The organism is Pseudomonas sp. HLG18 (assembly GCF_051903985.1).
Taxonomy (GTDB): Bacteria; Pseudomonadota; Gammaproteobacteria; order Pseudomonadales; family Pseudomonadaceae; genus Aquipseudomonas; species Aquipseudomonas fluorescens_BT.
Genome location: NZ_CP195831.1, coordinates 5189971 through 5205734, shown reverse-complemented (window position 1 = coordinate 5205734; position 15764 = coordinate 5189971). Strand labels below are relative to the sequence as shown.

The 15764-nt window shown below is 61.3% G+C and carries 15 protein-coding genes; 4 read left to right on the top strand and 11 right to left on the bottom strand.

The features are described from left to right. Positions 1 to 2: 2 nt before the first annotated feature. From ACSPX5_RS24025 to ACSPX5_RS23985, 9 genes are all read right to left on the bottom strand, one after another. Positions 3 to 629: an ABC-type transport auxiliary lipoprotein family protein gene (locus ACSPX5_RS24025; protein WP_439820388.1), complete on the bottom strand. Its 627-nt coding sequence runs from the start codon at positions 627 to 629 to the stop codon at positions 3 to 5. Next, complete coding sequence (locus tag ACSPX5_RS24020) at positions 626 to 1564, bottom strand: MlaD family protein (RefSeq protein ID WP_169428243.1); 939 nt, start codon at positions 1562 to 1564, stop codon at positions 626 to 628. The genes ACSPX5_RS24025 and ACSPX5_RS24020 overlap by 4 nt, the downstream gene beginning before the upstream one ends. A gap of 1 nt (position 1565) precedes the next feature. After that, positions 1566 to 2351: an ABC transporter ATP-binding protein gene (locus tag ACSPX5_RS24015; RefSeq protein ID WP_207867369.1), complete on the bottom strand. Its 786-nt coding sequence runs from the start codon at positions 2349 to 2351 to the stop codon at positions 1566 to 1568. Positions 2352 to 2365: 14 nt separating this feature from the next. After that, positions 2366 to 3514, bottom strand: a complete 1149-nt coding sequence (locus ACSPX5_RS24010; protein ID WP_169428241.1) for an ABC transporter permease — start codon at positions 3512 to 3514, stop codon at positions 2366 to 2368. Positions 3515 to 3569: 55 nt separating this feature from the next. Then, positions 3570 to 4598, bottom strand: coding sequence for a DUF5924 family protein (locus ACSPX5_RS24005; RefSeq protein ID WP_169428240.1), 1029 nt, complete (start codon positions 4596 to 4598; stop codon positions 3570 to 3572). Positions 4599 to 4674: 76 nt separating this feature from the next. Beyond that, positions 4675 to 6066 (bottom strand): M16 family metallopeptidase, encoded by a 1392-nt coding sequence (locus tag ACSPX5_RS24000; RefSeq protein ID WP_439820387.1) that lies wholly within the window; start codon positions 6064 to 6066, stop codon positions 4675 to 4677. Between the two features lie 169 nt (positions 6067 to 6235). Continuing rightward, a complete protein-coding gene (locus ACSPX5_RS23995; RefSeq protein ID WP_169428238.1) occupies positions 6236 to 7894 on the bottom strand; it encodes a Na/Pi cotransporter family protein in 1659 nt (552 codons plus the stop codon). Between the two features lie 215 nt (positions 7895 to 8109). Continuing rightward, on the bottom strand, positions 8110 to 8877 hold the full coding sequence (locus ACSPX5_RS23990; RefSeq protein ID WP_169428237.1) for a TerC family protein: 768 nt from the start codon (positions 8875 to 8877) through the stop codon (positions 8110 to 8112). 70 nt (positions 8878 to 8947) lie between these two features. Further along, entirely contained in the window at positions 8948 to 10255 is a 1308-nt protein-coding gene (locus ACSPX5_RS23985) for a CitMHS family transporter (RefSeq protein WP_169428236.1), read from the bottom strand. Between the two features lie 322 nt (positions 10256 to 10577). On the opposite strand from ACSPX5_RS23985, the gene ACSPX5_RS23980 reads away from it, so the two are divergent. Further along, on the top strand, positions 10578 to 10979 hold the full coding sequence (locus tag ACSPX5_RS23980; RefSeq protein ID WP_439820386.1) for a GFA family protein: 402 nt from the start codon (positions 10578 to 10580) through the stop codon (positions 10977 to 10979). Here ACSPX5_RS23980 and ACSPX5_RS23975 read toward each other — a convergent pair whose 3' ends face one another. Continuing rightward, on the bottom strand, positions 10980 to 11306 hold the full coding sequence (locus ACSPX5_RS23975; protein WP_102688226.1) for a DOPA 4,5-dioxygenase family protein: 327 nt from the start codon (positions 11304 to 11306) through the stop codon (positions 10980 to 10982). Between the two features lie 84 nt (positions 11307 to 11390). Between ACSPX5_RS23975 and ACSPX5_RS23970 the strand changes: the two genes are divergently transcribed. Next, complete coding sequence (locus ACSPX5_RS23970) at positions 11391 to 12050, top strand: NAD(P)-dependent oxidoreductase (protein WP_323159624.1); 660 nt, start codon at positions 11391 to 11393, stop codon at positions 12048 to 12050. A 4-nt stretch (positions 12051 to 12054) separates the two neighbouring features. On the opposite strand, the gene ACSPX5_RS23965 is transcribed toward ACSPX5_RS23970, so the two are convergent. Then, positions 12055 to 13005: a choline sulfate utilization transcriptional regulator gene (locus ACSPX5_RS23965; RefSeq protein WP_439820385.1), complete on the bottom strand. Its 951-nt coding sequence runs from the start codon at positions 13003 to 13005 to the stop codon at positions 12055 to 12057. A 114-nt stretch (positions 13006 to 13119) separates the two neighbouring features. Between ACSPX5_RS23965 and betC the strand changes: the two genes are divergently transcribed. Continuing rightward, positions 13120 to 14634 (top strand): choline-sulfatase, encoded by a 1515-nt coding sequence (gene betC / locus ACSPX5_RS23960; protein ID WP_439820384.1) that lies wholly within the window; start codon positions 13120 to 13122, stop codon positions 14632 to 14634. Between the two features lie 16 nt (positions 14635 to 14650). After that, complete coding sequence (gene choX, locus ACSPX5_RS23955; protein ID WP_169428231.1) at positions 14651 to 15568, top strand: choline ABC transporter substrate-binding protein; 918 nt, start codon at positions 14651 to 14653, stop codon at positions 15566 to 15568. The last annotated feature ends 196 nt before the right edge of the window (positions 15569 to 15764 follow it).

Genomic DNA, 15764 nt, shown 5'->3' with positions numbered 1-15764 from the left:
GCTCAAGGCCGGGCAGGTGGGGCAACTTTCTGCCCTTGCTCCACCGCCCACGCCACCACCTTCGCGGTGAGCCGATCACTGGCCTGACCAAACCCGGCAACCACCGCCGGGACTTTCACATCATTGAGCGGCTGACGTTCTTCGAAGCGGCGACTGGCGAGAATCCGCTGGTCATAACCGCGCACCAGCAATGCATCGACACGCACCACCACGCTGGCCTGCGTGCCCTGATACTCGGTCTGAAACGCCTGCAGGCTACCGCCCAGTTCCATGTCCGCCTGGAAGTTGCTGTCATCGGTGCTCAACAGCGATACCCGGCCATCGCGCTGAAAACCATCGAGCAACCGGTTACGCACCAGTACCGGTGCCGGATCGCTCCAGCGCGAGGCCTTATAAGTGCTGATCACATCACCCTGAGGAATCACCGCGATGCCCGGCCGGTTGAGCGCTTCGCTGGCCTGCAGTTTGTTCAGGCGCAGCGACCAGTGCTGTGTCGCCGCCGAACTGGCCGAGGCGGGCGCCTGTGCCGCCGGCAGGCGATAGACATCCGACGGTTCGGACTTGGGCAGGATCGAACACGCGCTGATCAGCGTGAAGCCGGCGAGGAGGGCGAGGTGGGTCAGCTTCATGGCGTGAACTCCTTGTTCTTGTCACTGCCCAGCAGGTAACCACTGGGGTTGGCCTCCAGGCGTTGGGAAATGGCGCGCAGCGAATTCAGGGTTTCACGCAGTTCGCGGATCGCCGGGGCCAGACCGTTGAGCCCCTGCATGCCGCTGTCGAGGGAATTCTGATTCTTGCTGAGCAGGCCGTTGATGGTGACGCTGCTTTGCTCCAGGGATTTCATCGCCTGTTCGGCACTGCCCAGCGCCTGTTTGCCCTGATCGTTGAGCAGGCCGTTGGCGTTGCGCATCAGCGCAGACGTCTGTTCGAGCATGTTGCCCGCCTGTTTGCCGACCGTCGCCAGTTGCTGCATGGCCTGACGCAGGTCACCGCGCTGATCGTTGATCGAACCGGTGGTCTGTTCCAGGTGTTCGAGGGTTTTGCTGACGCGCTCGATGTTGTCGGCGGAGAACATCTGATTGGCATTACTGAGCAACGTCGTGACCCCGCTCATCAAATCGTTGCTGTCACTGAGCAGCCTCGAGATGGGCGAGGGCGAGGCGACGATGGTCGGCAGATTGCCGTCGTGGCCCTTGAGTTTCGGGCTTTGCGGCGTACCCCCGCTGAGCTGGATGATCGAGGTGCCGGTGATCCCGGCCAGAGCGAGTTTGGCCTCGGTGTCTTCCTTGACCGGCGTGTCGCCCGCCAGACGAATCCGTGCCAGCACCCGACGCGGGTCTTTCGGGTCGAGGCGCAGGCTGACCACATCGCCGACCTTGATCCCGCTGTACTGCACCGGGCTGCCGCGGGACAGGCCGCTGACCGCCTCGTTGAAGACGATTTCGTAATCCTTGAACTCGGTGTCGACACTGGACTTGGCCAGCCACAGACCGAAGAGCAGGGCGCCCGCCACCACAATCACCGTGAACAGGCCGATCAACACATGATGGGCTCGGGTTTCCATGTCAGACCTCGTTGAGCAGTTTGGCGGCGTCAAGCGCCGAGCGGCCGCGAGGGCCGTGGAAATATTCGTGAATCCACGCGTCGTCGGTTTCCGAGACCACGTCGATGGGGCCTGCCACCAGCACTTTCTTCTGCGCCAGCACCGCCACCCGGTCGGTGATGGTGTAGAGCGTGTCGAGGTCGTGGGTTACCAGAAACACGCTCAAGCCCAGCGCATCGCGCAGCGTCAGGATCAATTGGTCGAACTGCGCCGCGCCAATCGGATCGAGGCCGGCAGTGGGTTCGTCGAGAAACAGGATGTCCGGGTCCAGCGCCAGCGCCCGTGCCAGGGCCGCGCGTTTGATCATGCCGCCGGACAGCGAGGCGGGATACTTGTCCGCCGCCGACAGCGGCAGCCCGGCCAGCGCCAGCTTCACCGCCGCCAGATGCTCGGCGTCGTCGCGGCTGAGGCCGGCGTGTTCGATCAGGGGCAGGGCGACGTTCTCGGTTACGGTCAGCGATGAAAACAGCGCGCCTTTCTGAAACAGCACACCGAAACGCCGCTCGATCAGCGAACGCTCATGTTCCGGCAGGCTCGGCAGGTTCTGGCCGAATACTTTGACCATGCCTTCACTGGGCTGGCGCAGGCCGACGATGCTGCGCAGCAACACCGACTTGCCGCTGCCGGAGCCGCCGACCACGGCCAGGATCTCGCCTTTGTACAAGTCCAGGTCGAGGTTCTCGTGCACGCTCTGGCGGCCGAAGCGATTACACAGGCCACGGACTTCGATCACCGCCTCGGAGGGCATGCGGGGTAGACGACTCACCAACCCATCTCCATGAAGAACAACGCGGCGACCGCATCGAGCACGATCACCACGAAAATCGATTGCACCACACTGGAGGTGGTGTGGGCGCCGACCGATTCGGCGCTGCCGCTGACCTTGAAGCCTTCCAGACAGCCAATGGCGGCGATCAGGAACGCAAAGATCGGGGCTTTGACCAGGCCAACCAGGAAATGTTGAATCCCTATGTCGCTTTGCAGCAGCGACAGGAACATCGCCGGCGAGATATCCAGCGACACCGCGCAGACCACCGCGCCGCCGATGATCCCGCAGATCATCGCCAGAAAGGTCAACATCGGCAGCGCCACCAGCAAAGCCAGCACCCGCGGCACCACCAGCAATTCCATGGGGTCGAGGCCGAGGGTGCGGATGGCGTCGATTTCCTCGTTGGCCTTCATCGAGCCGATCTGCGCGGTAAAGGCACTGGCGGTGCGGCCGGCCATCAGGATCGCCGTGAGCAACACGCCGAATTCGCGCAGGAAGGCGAAGCCCACCAGGTCCACGGTGAACACGCTGGCGCCGAAACTGGCCAGCACCGTCGCGCCGAGAAACGCCACCACGGCGCCCACCAGAAAGGTCAGCAACGCCACGATAGGTGCAGCGTCGAGGCCCGTCTGTTCGATGTGCGCAATCATCGGCGTGATCCGCCAGCGCTTGGGGCGAAACAGGCTTCGGGCGATGGTCTCAAGAATCAGGCCGACGAAGCCGAGCAGTTGCAGGGTGTCTTGCCACACCGTGTCGACGGCCCGGCCGATGCGGGTCAGCAATTGCACGCTGACGCTGATTTCCGGTTCCTTGACCGGCACGCAGAAGTCGGTCAGCGAGCGATAGACGGTTTGCAGCAACGCGCGGTCGGCCGTGGAAATCGTGCAATCGGGGTGTTCGGCGGATTGGCCCAGACGCTCGGAGCCGAGCAGTTCCACCAGCAGCGAGGCGCCAGCGGTGTCCAGGGCGCCGAGGCCGTTGAGGTCGATGGGGGTGCTGGCGTCGTACTGACCGCGGAGCGTTTCGCTCAGGTGCTTGAGCTCGGCGTAATGAGCAAGCGTCCAGTCCCCGGTGACCCGCAGGCGGGCAGGGCTGATCGAGGTGTCCAGACGGGCATTACCGGTCATCGAGCTGCTGGTCATAAGCTCCGTGCTTGTTCGGCTAAATTCGCGAACCTACGTAATAGCACGAACCGGATTACTTTTCTTTGGTCGGTGTGCTGTCCGTGACTTCGAAGCGCAGCACGCCGATCACCTGGTCGTCCTCGGTCAGCACCCGCACCTGCCAGTCACCCACCGGGTTGCCGGGGAAAACCTGCTTGTGGGTCCACGCCCGATAGCCTTCCTTGCGCCCGCCGTGGATGTCGAGGGCGATCCGGTCGACCTCTTTGCCGTTGAACTGCCACACATGGTAGATCCGCTCATCGAGCCCGCGCGGTGCGTTGATCGCGGTATAGGCGTAAAGCCCGCCGTTGCGGATCTGCTCGGCACTGACTTGCTCCAGGCTGGCGCCGGGGACGCGATCCTGCACCTGGGTGCTGATCGCCACGTCGGTCATCCACAGCGTTGCCGGCGGTACCCACGAACGCAGCACCCAGCCGACGCCGCCGATACCGATGGTGATGCTGAGGATCGCGAGCGCGTTGCGCACGGTGCGGATCGGGAAGATCGACGCCAGACTCGGGAACGACAGCACCACGGCAGTCCCCAGCGCCCACTTGAAACTCTGCGAGGTGGTCAGGTGCATGATCACCGGCAGCGCGGTGAGCAGGGCAGCGAACAGCGTCAGGGTATGCAACGCCAGGAACGCCCAGCGCCGCGGCGCCAGCCATTTGTAGTAGAGCGGGTCGACGATCGAGATCAGCGCGGCGATGCACAGCAGACCGGTGAACACCAGTTGACCGCTGTTCCAGGTGGTGGTGATGAAGAAGAACGGCAGGACGAAAAACAGGCTTTCCTGGTGGATCATCTGCGTCGCATAACGCAGCAGCGGCTGGGGGATTTCCCGTTTGAAAACTCGGGTGAACAGCTCGGTCAGGCTGTTTTCCAGCATCAGCCAGATCCAGCTCAGCAGCATGATCGTGGTGATCCAGCTCGCCAGCCCCTGTTGCCGGTCGACCAGGATGAAACTGCCGACTCCGGAGATGAAACCGCCGAGCGCAATGACCCCGGGGTAGCGCTTCATCAGTTCGAGGATGCGCTGGATCAGGAGGGTCAATTTGGGCATTTGGGCGATTCACGACAGTCGAAGAAAAAAACCTCGACAGAGTACCGCCCGCCGGGGGCTGTGGCGAGGCTGTCGATCAGTCTGAATGCACGGACTGGCGTCTATGCAGGCGCCAGCCGAGCAGGATCAGTAACACGGCGCCCAATCCGCCGCCGATCAGCCAAACCACCTGATCGTCACTGAGCAACGGCTTCTCGATCCGCAGATACCCCGGCTGCAACAGCAACTCGCGCATGGCCTTGTTCGCCGCGTCCAGCGTGACCCCTTGCAGTTCCCTGGCGGGATCGGCGAAGCGGCCATCTTCGTAGTCGCCCAGCGCGCTCCAGTAATAGTCGGCCATGCCGCTGTTGCCCTGCACGGCCCAGGCCTGATGGGCGATGGCTGCTTGCTTGATACGGTTGAACGTGTCGGCATCGAGACCGTTTTTCAGCAGGTCCGCCTTGAGGCCTTCCAGCACCTGTTCGGCTTCGGCGATATCGCCGCGATCCAGGTCGGCGTTGAGGCTCATGAAGCCAACGCCGCCGAACACCTCGCGCTCGGCCCAGGGCCCGTAGGACAAACCGTGGTTCAGGCGCAATTGGCGGTACAGCGCCCACTCCAGATATTCCTTGAGCAGATCGAAAGTCTGGTCGTACTGATCGTCCAGCACCGGCTCCGGCACCAGCCAGTGCAGCTTGGCGCTGTTACCGACGAAGCCGCGTGTGATCGTGCGTTCGTGGGCGGCGCTGGCACGGATGTCCGGCAACGGACGATGTTCGCTCGGGTCGACCGCTTCAAGTGCGCCCCAGGCCCGCTCCAGATAGGCCGGCAGCAACTTGTCGAGGTCGCCGACGACGATCAGGGTCATATTGTTTGGCGCGTACCAGGCTTTGCGCACCTTATCCAGCTGTTCACGGGTCAGGCCATCGACTTCGGCCCGTTGCGAGCACTTCAAGCCCAGCTCTACCGCCAGTTGATTGCTCGCGCTGTGGCCCAGGTCCTGACGATCGAGAAAGCGCCGCAGGCGGGTGTAATGGCCGCCATCCTCGCGCTCGACCACTCGTTTGGCGGCGTTGATCGCGTTGTCGTCGAAACGGGTCTGGGTCAGCAGATCCAGCAACAGATCGAGCACCTTGCGCTGGTTTTTCGCCGGGGCTTCGATGACGAACGTGGTGTCGGCGTTGCTGGTGAAGGCGTTCCAGTCACCGCCCAGGGCCTGCATGCGCTCTTCGAGGCCGCCTTCGCCGGTGGCGTCTATGCCGCTGAACAACAAATGTTCGAGCAGGTGCGGCAGCTCCTTTTCATTGCAGGCGAAATCATCGAAACCGACACCGATCACCAGCCGGATCGCCACATGTCCACGCTCGGTGCCGGGCTTGAGCAGCAATTGCAAACCGTTGGGCAGCGCATAGCCTTCGACCTGAAAACGATCCAGGGCGAAGGCGGGCAGGGCACCGAGCAACAGGCAAGCGAACAACAGGCAACGCATAACAAGCTTCCATACGGCTGAATTGGAGATCCGTGTCGTCAGACAGATCGCTTTCGCCAGCAAGCTCGCTCCCACAAGGGAATACGTTTCAAATGTGGGAGCGAGCTTGCTCGCGAAGGCATCCTTGAGACTGAACGCTGAGTTACTGACTGACCACAACCCCAGACGTTCAAGGCGAATGCGTGATGTCCGCCATATCGTCCGCCGCCAGCGCGCCGGTATCGGAGGTTTCCAGCACCGCATAGGCGCTGCTGCAGAACAGCGAATTCAATCGTTTCATGTCGGCAATCAACTCAAGGTGCAGCGAACTGGTCTCGATACTTTGCACGATCTTGCGTTGCAAACGGCTGACATGGGCATGGGCCAGACGGCGCTCCTGGGCGCGGAAGCGACGTTTCTCACGCAACAACTGCCGAGCACTTTCCTTGTCGCCACTGAGAAACACCGACAAGCCCAGCCGCAGGTTGGCAATCAACTGACTGTGCAGCCCGGCCAGTTCCTCCAGCCCGTCTTCGGAAAATGACCGGCGCTGCGAGGTCTTCTGCTGCTGGATCTTGCGCAACATGCGTTCGATCAGATCGCTGGCAAGCTTGAGGTTGATCGCCAGTTCAATGATTTCCGCCCAGCGCCGACTGTCCTGCTCGCCGAGATCCTCCCGAGGCATCTGCGCCAGGTACAGCTTGATCGCGCTGTAAAGTGCTTCGACGTCATCGGTCAGTTTGCGCACTTCCTGGGTGACGGCGGTCTGCTTGCCACGCAACACATCCTGTGTGGCGTCCAGCAGGTTGTCGATCAGATCACCCATGCGCAGGGTTTCCCGGGCAGCGTTGGCCAGTGCCAGGCTGGGCGTGACCAGGGCGGTCAGGTCGAGGTGACGCGGTTTTGCGGTGCCGTTGACCTCCGGACGCTCCGGCAACAGCCAGGCGCACAGCCGCGCCATGGGGGCGACCGTCGGCAGCAGGATCAGGCAGCGCGCAGTGTTGTAGAGCAGATGGAAGCCGATGACCATTTCCTGAGGGCTGTAATCGAGGCTGTCGATCCAGTGCACCAGCGGATCTAGTACCGGGATGATCAGCAGCAGCCCGATCAGCTTGTACAACAGGCTGCCCAGCGCGACCTGACGGCCGGCGGCGTTTTGCATGCTGGTGCTCATGAATGCCAGCACACCGCTGCCGATATTGGCACCGATCACCAGACCGAGCGCCACCGGCAGGCTGATGACATTGGCACCGGCCAGGGTCGCCGTCAGTAGCACTGCAGCCAGGCTGGAGTAGGAAATCATCGCGAACAACGCGCCGACCAGAGCGTCGAGGAGAATGTCGCCGGTCAGCGAGGCGAAAATCACCTTCACACCCTTGGCATGAGTGATCGGCCCGGCAGCTTCGACGATCAATTGCAGCGCCAGAATAATCAGCCCCAGCCCGATGGCCACACGGCCCATCTGCCCCAGCCGAGTCTGTTTGCGCGACAGAAAGAAAATCACCCCGAGGAAAATCAGCAGCGGCGACAGCCACGACAGATCGAACGTCAGCACCCGCGCCATCAGCGCGGTACCGACGTCGGCGCCGAGCATGGTAGTCAGGGCCGGGGTCAGCGCCATCAGGCCCTGACCGACAAAGGACGTCACGAGCATGGCGGTGGCGTTGCTGCTCTGCACCATCGCGGTGACGACGATACCGGCGACAAAGGCCAGCCAGCGCCTGGACATGTTCTGACCGATCACGTGGCGCAGATTGGTGCCGTACACCCGCAGGATGCCGGTTCGGACAATGTGCGTGCCCCAGATCAGCAGAGCCACGGCAGAGAGCAGATTGAGCAGGGTTAGCATGCAGACCCCCTGTAGTAGCAGCGCCCCAGTGGGGCAAGTGGACGGCACCGCGCGGTTTCTACGTTTTTAATACTTAAGCTGTAGTTGGCTAACGGTCTCGGCGCCAGCATTGCACAGCTAAAGCGTGGATTGAAACAAAAGTGTCATGAAAACAGGTTCATGCAGCCATGAAAAAAGGGCCCGAAGGCCCTTTGATCTTTTGCGCAGCGTTCGAGTCACTGACCCGGAATATCCTTGCGCAGTTTTACCGGATCCTGCTGTTTCTTCTTTTTCGCGATGGCGGTGCGCATCTTGATGTTGATCGCTTCGACCGCCAGCGAGAACGCCATGGCGAAGTAGACGTAGCCTTTGGGAACGTGCACGTCGAACGATTCGGCAATCAGCACGGTACCGACCACCAGCAGGAACGACAGCGCGAGCATTTTCAGCGACGGGTGCTTGTCGATGAACTCGCTGATCTTGCCCGAGGCCGCCATCATCACCAGCACCGCCACGATGATCGCCGCGACCATCACCGGTACGTGGGACACCATGCCGACGGCGGTGATCACCGAGTCCAGCGAGAACACGATGTCGATGATCGCGATCTGGATGATGGTGTAGAGGAAATTGCCGCCCTTGCCCGAAGGCTCGTCGCCGGTTTCATCTTCACCTTCAAGCGCGTGGTACATCTCCTGGGAGCTTTTCCACAGCAGGAACAGGCCACCGAAGAACAGGATCAGGTCACGCCCGGAAATGCCCTGGCCGAATACTACGAACAGGTCGGCGGTGAGGCGCATGACCCAGGTGATCGACAGCAGCAACAGGATCCGCGTGATCATGGCCAGGCCAAGACCGAAGATCCGGGTGCGCTGTTGCATGTGTTTGGGCATGCGGCTGACCAGGATCGAAATCATGATGATGTTATCGATGCCCAGGACGATCTCCAGGGCGGTCAGGGTGAAGAAGGCAACCCAGATCTCAGGGTTGGTCAGCCATTCCATGTGTATTCCTTTGAGCGTGTGTTAAACCAGGACGCCAGCAAGCAGCTGGCGTTCTGGTGAGTTGATGCCGTTACAAAGTGCTGAACAGCGGGAAAGTCCCCAACAGCAAGGCTGCGACCAGTATGCACAGGCAGACCAGCACTGCCCACTTCAGGGTGAAACGTTGGTGATCGCCGAACTCGATCCCGGCCAGTGCGACCAGCAGATACGTCGACGGCACCAGTGGGCTCAGCAGGTGAACCGGCTGGCCGACAATCGAGGCACGGGCCATTTCCACTGCGGTGATGCCGTAATGGCTGGCCGCTTCCGACAGTACCGGCAACACACCGTAGTAGAACGCGTCGTTCGACATGAAGAACGTGAACGGCATGCTCACCAGCGCCGTGATCACCGCCAGGTACGGGCCGAGGAAATCAGGGATCACCGCCAGCAGGCTTTTCGACATGGCATCGACCATGCCGGTGCCCGACAGGATACCGGTGAAGATGCCCGCCGCGAAGATCAGACTGACCACCGACAGCACACTGCCGGCGTGGGCCGCGACCCGATCCTTCTGCTGCTGCAGGCAAGGGTAGTTGACGATCATGGCAATACTGAACGCCACCATAAACAGCACCGGCAGCGGCAGCAGGCCGGCGATCAGGGTGCACATCAGCGCCAGGGTCAGCAGGCCGTTGAACCAGATCAGCTTCGGACGACGGGCATCCGGGAACTGCGACACGCTGATTTCGCTGTGATCGATCTCGTCGCCGATCAGGTGCAGCTCACCCAGACGCGCACGTTCACGTTTGCCGTAGAAGTAGGCAATGATCAGGATCGCGATCACACCGGCACCCATGGCCGGGATCATCGGTACAAAGATGTCCGACGGATCCACGTGCAGCGCACTGGCGGCACGGGCGGTCGGGCCTCCCCAGGGGGTCATGTTCATCACGCCGCCGGCGAGGATGATCAGGCCCGCCATGATCCGCGGGCTCATGCCGATGCGGCTGTACAGCGGCAGCATGGCGGCCACGCAGATCATGTAAGTGGTCGCGCCGTCACCATCGAGGGAAACGACGAGCGCCAGTACGGCGGTGCCGACCGAAACTTTCAGCGGGTCGCCCTTGACCAGTTTGAGGATCTTGCGCACGGCCGGGTCGAACAGGCCGGAGTCGATCATCAGGGCGAAATACAGAATGGCGAACATCAGCATCACGCCGGTCGGCGCAAGCTTGGTAATACCTTCGAGCATCATCGGGCCGATCTTCGGCGCGAAGCCACCGAACAGGGCGAACAGGATCGGGATGATGATCAGAGCGATCAGCGCGGACAGGCGCTTGGTCATGATCAGGAACATGAACGTGATGACCATGGCAAAGCCAAGGAAAGTCAGCATGGGAATACTCCAGGCGTAGTGCGGCTAGGGAATGGGCGGATCGGGCGGGATCAGCGCAGAACGGGAAGCACGAGACGTACGGGCGGAGTTGCAGCGAGGAGGCGGGTTACAGAGGACATCAGAATCACCATTGTTGTTGTTAATAGGGCCTGACGTGCAAGCAATCACACGCGTGGCCAACCGGTCTGTTGCCGGTAGTGGCGGCGATCCTAATGGGGCAACCTTTCAGCCAGCTTTCGCGGATGAAAGCTTCGATGCGAACGGCCAACCGGCCGTCGGATGCGGCTAGAGTCAATGAACACGGGAACGGGAGGGTGGGGCGATGGGTGAATTGCACAGCGGTGGCTGCCATTGCGGACATATCCGCTATCAGTTCAGTGGGACATTGCACGACATTGCCCACTGCCATTGTTCGATTTGTCGGCGGGTCAGCGGCGGCATCGTCACCACCTGGATCACGCTGCCGGTGGCGAATTTCCAGTGGCTGGCCGGGACCCCTTCGCGCTACGACTCGTCGCCCAGTTGCGCACGGTTCTTCTGCCCGAACTGCGGCGCGCAACTGGCGCTGGTGACGTTGCTCAGTCCCGAAAGCATCGATCTGACGGTCGCCACCCTCGATCACCCGGAGCTGGCCGCTGCGCAGCGGCACATCTGGACTGACAGCCAATTGCCGTGGCTGCACCTGGATGAGCATTTGCCGGGGGAGCCCGAAGAAACACTCTGATCAAAAAACAGACAGATCCAGCGGCCGCATAGCGCCCATCCAGATCGCGTGCTCGGTGTGGTCAAGCAAATCATCACCGGTATCCGGGTGCAGGAACACCACCAACCCCTTGCGATTGAGCGCCAGCCACGGCAGCACGTCGCCGATCAGTTCCGGCCCGAAGGCCAGCTGGCAGCTCCAGTCCGGATGCGGGCCGACCGGACGCTCGTGCACACGGCCCATCTTCAACGGGAATAATTGCGCGGCCTGCTCACACAGCGCCCGCGCCTGTTCAATGGTGCTGGCATCGAAATAAACATGGGCGTGATAGCCCTTGATCGTCTGCATCGCAAACCCTCTGAATCAGTTCGAACCCTCGGCGTTGCCCGTATGTCACACGCCATACAAGGGAAAACAAACGGGACCTCAGCCATGAAAAATGCCGAAACCCCGGCGGTGAAAGTGGTGCTCTATGGTGCCATGAGTAGCCTGGGCAGTGCGTTGATGGCTGAACTGCTGCGTCGCCAGCATGAAGTCATCGCCATCCTCGACGATTTGACGGCGCTCGCGCCACGGCCGGGACTGCGTACCAAAAGCGGCGACCTGCTCGATGCCGAGCGGGTCAATCAGAGCGTGGCTGGCAGTTCGGCGGTGATCTGCCTGCTCAATGCGCCGGGCCTGCCGCTGAGCAGCGATCACATTGAGAAATCCGTGGTGCTGGGGCCGGTGGAACAGGTGCTGGCGGTGGATGCACTGATCGACGGGCTGCAGGCAGCGAACGTCTCGCGGCTGTTTGTCATCGGCGAATTCGAAGCCCTGGACGATCCGGAAAACGCCGACCCGCTGCAACGCCACGCCGCCGAAGAAGTGCGCGAAGCCCTGCAAAGCAGCCCGCTGCACTGGACGTTGGTGAACGCACCGCGCAGCGTGGCCGGGCTGACGATCGAGCACTTCAGTCAGGTTGGCCGCACGCTTGAACCGGGTCTGGTCGAACCGCTGGAGCGGCTGAATCGGGTGGCGGTGGGCATCGCCGATGAGCTGCGGCTGAATTTGCATCTGCGCCAGCACGTGGATTTTGTTGCTGCTCGCTGATCCGTTACACCGCAATCGACGGCAGCGGCAGCCCGGCCAGGGATTCGGCGCTGCTGGCCTGTTCGGCCATCAGCCATTCCACGAACGTCTGAATCAACGCGCCCCGGCGTTTGCGCTGCGGCAACACCACGTAATAACCGAGGCGCGACAGTGTGGTTTCGGCGATGGGCCGGCACAACAGACCTTGAGTGAGTAAGTTATCCACAAGGTGACGCCAGCCGATGGCTACACCCTGACCGCCAATCGCCGCCTGAATCAGCAGGGTGTAATTGTCGAAGCGCAGCTGGCCCGGCGCTGGCGGCGTGCTGATGTTCAACTCGCGGAACAGCCCGCTCCAGTCGAACCAGTTGCTGCTGTTTTCCCCGCGCAGGTGCAGCAGCGGAAACTCCAGCAGCGCTTGGGCCGGCAAGGGCAGAGCGCGATCCCTGAGCAATTGCGGACTGCACACCGGAAACACTTCTTCGCTGAATAACCAGTGACTTTCGCCCTGTTTGAAGCGACCGTCGCCGAACAGCACGGCAACGTCGATATCCGTGCGCAGCATGTTGTGATTGCGCTCGCTGGTGACCAGGCTCACGTCCACCTGTGGATAAGCTTCATGGAAGCGGTGCAGGCGCGGCATCAGCCAGTACGCGGCGAAGGCAAAATCGGTGGCGACCTGCAGCACTTCATGTTGCTGTTGTGCGCTGATCGCGCTCAATCCTGCGTCGATGTTCTGTAAACCGAGGGTTACTTGCTCAAAAAGAATCGAACCGACCTCAGTCAGCCCGATACCTCGATAGATCCGGTCGAACAGCCGCGTTCCGAGCTGTTCCTCCAGCCGTTTGATCTGCTGGCTGATGGCCGGTTGCGTCGTGCCGAGTTCCACCGCTGCAGCGGTAAAACTGCGATGACGGGCCGCCGCCTCGAAGGCACGCAGCAGGTCCAGCGACAAATCACCGAGGGCTTCATACATAAGCTGTGCTTATCCTAGTCATTGTCCGGCGCGGGCTTTACGGGATATTGCGTGGAATCCATGCTCATTCACAGCAATGTCGCATAAATATTCACTATGGAATGCCGCGATCACATGAAGCGCAAGAACATTCTCTTCATCATGGCCGATCAAATGGCCGCGCCAATGTTGCCGTTCTACGGCCCGTCGCCGATCAAACTGCCGAATCTCAGCCGCCTCGCCGAACAGGGCGTGGTATTCGATGCCGCGTACTGCAACAGCCCGCTGTGCGCACCGTCGCGTTTCACCCTGGTCAGCGGCCAGTTGCCGAGCAAGATCGGCGCCTACGACAACGCCGCCGATTTCCCCGCCGACATTCCGACCTACGCCCATTACCTGCGCCGTCTCGGCTACCGCACCGCACTGTCGGGCAAGATGCATTTCTGCGGGCCGGATCAACTGCACGGCTACGAGGAACGCCTGACCAGCGACATCTACCCGGCCGACTATGGCTGGGCGGTGAACTGGGACGAACCCGATGTGCGGCCGAGCTGGTATCACAACATGTCTTCGGTGTTGCAGGCCGGGCCGTGCGTGCGCACCAACCAGCTCGACTTCGATGAAGAGGTGGTGTTCAAGGCTCAGCAATACCTGTTCGACCACATTCGCGAGGACGGCGACCAGCCGTTTTGCCTGACCGTATCGATGACTCACCCTCACGATCCGTACACGATTCCCAAGGCGTTCTGGGATTTGTACGACGATGCGGATATCCCGCTTCCGACGACGCCGGATCAACATTCCCTTGATCCGCATTCCCAGCGTTTGCTCAAGGTCTACGACCTGTGGGACAAACCGCTGCCTGTGGATAAGATTCGCGATGCGCGCCGGGCGTATTTCGGCGCGTGCAGCTATATCGACACGAACGTCGGCAAACTCCTGCAAACCCTCGAAGATACCGGGCTGATCGATGACACCATCATCGTGTTCTCCGGCGACCATGGCGACATGCTGGGCGAGAAAGGCCTCTGGTACAAAATGCACTGGTTCGAGATGGCAGCGCGTGTGCCCCTGTTGATAACTGCCCCCGGGCAGTTCACTGCGGGCCGAGTCAGCGCCGCCGTGTCCACCGCCGACCTGTTGCCGACCTTGGTCGAACTGGCCGGCGGCAGCCTGGAACCGAACCTGCCGCTGGACGGTCGTTCGCTGGTCCCGCACCTGCACGGGCAGGGCGGTCATGACGAAGTGTTCGGCGAATACATGGCCGAAGGCACGATCAGCCCGTTGATGATGATCCGTCGCGGCGCGTACAAATTCATCTACAGCGAAAGCGACCCTTGCCTGCTCTTCGATGTGCACAACGATCCGCGTGAACTCGAAGAACTCAGCCAATCACCGCAACATCGTCAGCTGTTCGACGATTTTCTCGCCGAAGCACGGGCCAGATGGGACATTCCGACGATCCACCGCGAGGTGCTCGAAAGTCAGCGGCGCCGGCGCTTCGTTGCCGAGGCGCTGACGATCGGCAAGCTCAAGAGCTGGGATCACCAGCCGCTGGTGGACGCCAGTCAGCAGTACATGCGCAACCACATCGACCTCGATGACCTGGAGCGCAAGGCCCGTTATCCACAACCCTGCCAAAACCAATAACGTCAAGGGGAAGTCCATGGTCAAGTTATCCACAGTCGTGACAGTCAGCCTGCTGGCACTGGGCAGCGCATCCGCGTTCGCCGAGAGCTGCGACACGGTGAAAATGGCCGATCCCGGCTGGAGCGACATCGCCGCGACCAACGCCATCACCGGTTTTCTGCTGGATGGCATGGGCTACAAGGCCAAGATCGACACCCTCGCAGTGCCGATCACCTTCGGCGGCTTGAAGGATGGCCAGGTCGACGTCTTCCTCGGCAACTGGATGCCGGCGCAGCAGGGCTTCTACGACAAGTTCGTCGCCACCGGCGATGTCACCCAACTGGCGAAGAATCTCGACGGCACCGAATTCACCCTGGCCGTGCCGGACTACGTGTGGGATGCGGGTGTGCATAACTTCGCCGACCTGAATAAGTACGCCGATAAATTCGAGAAGAAGATCTACGGCATCGGCTCCGGCGCGCCGGCGAACATCTCGCTGCAAGAGATCATCAAGAAAAACGACTTCGACCTGGGCCAGTGGAAGCTGATCGAGTCCAGCGAACAGGCGATGCTGGCCGAAGTCTCGCGGGCGGTGAAGAAGCAGAAGTTCGTCACCTTCCTCGGCTGGACCCCGCACCCGATGAACGTGCAGCTGAAAATGCATTACCTCAAGGGCGGCGAGAAGTACTTTGGCGACACGGGTAGCGTCTACACCCTGACCCGCAAGGGCTATGCCGAGGCCTGTCCGAATGTGGGTAAATTGCTGACCAATCTTTCGTTCACTCAGGAGATGGAGAACAGCATCATGGCCGAGGTGGTGAACAAGAAAGTCAGCAATGCCGATGCGGCGAAGACGTGGATCAAGGCGAATCCGGCGGTGCTGGACAAGTGGCTCGATGGCGTGAAGACGGTGGATGGCAAAGATGCATTGGCGGCGGTTAAAGCGAAGCTTTGATCGCGGTGTGCTGAAGGTCTGAGTTCGGTTTAGATCTTTTCCCCCCTCACCCCAACCCTCTCCCCCAAGGGGGGCGAGGGGGAAAGGGAGCTGACCGTCGTTGGTTTCAGAACCTGAGTTCGACTGAAGACTTTCAGGTCGATGGATTTCGAACAGACACCTCGGTCAGTTCCCTCTCCCTCCGGGCGGTCCGACG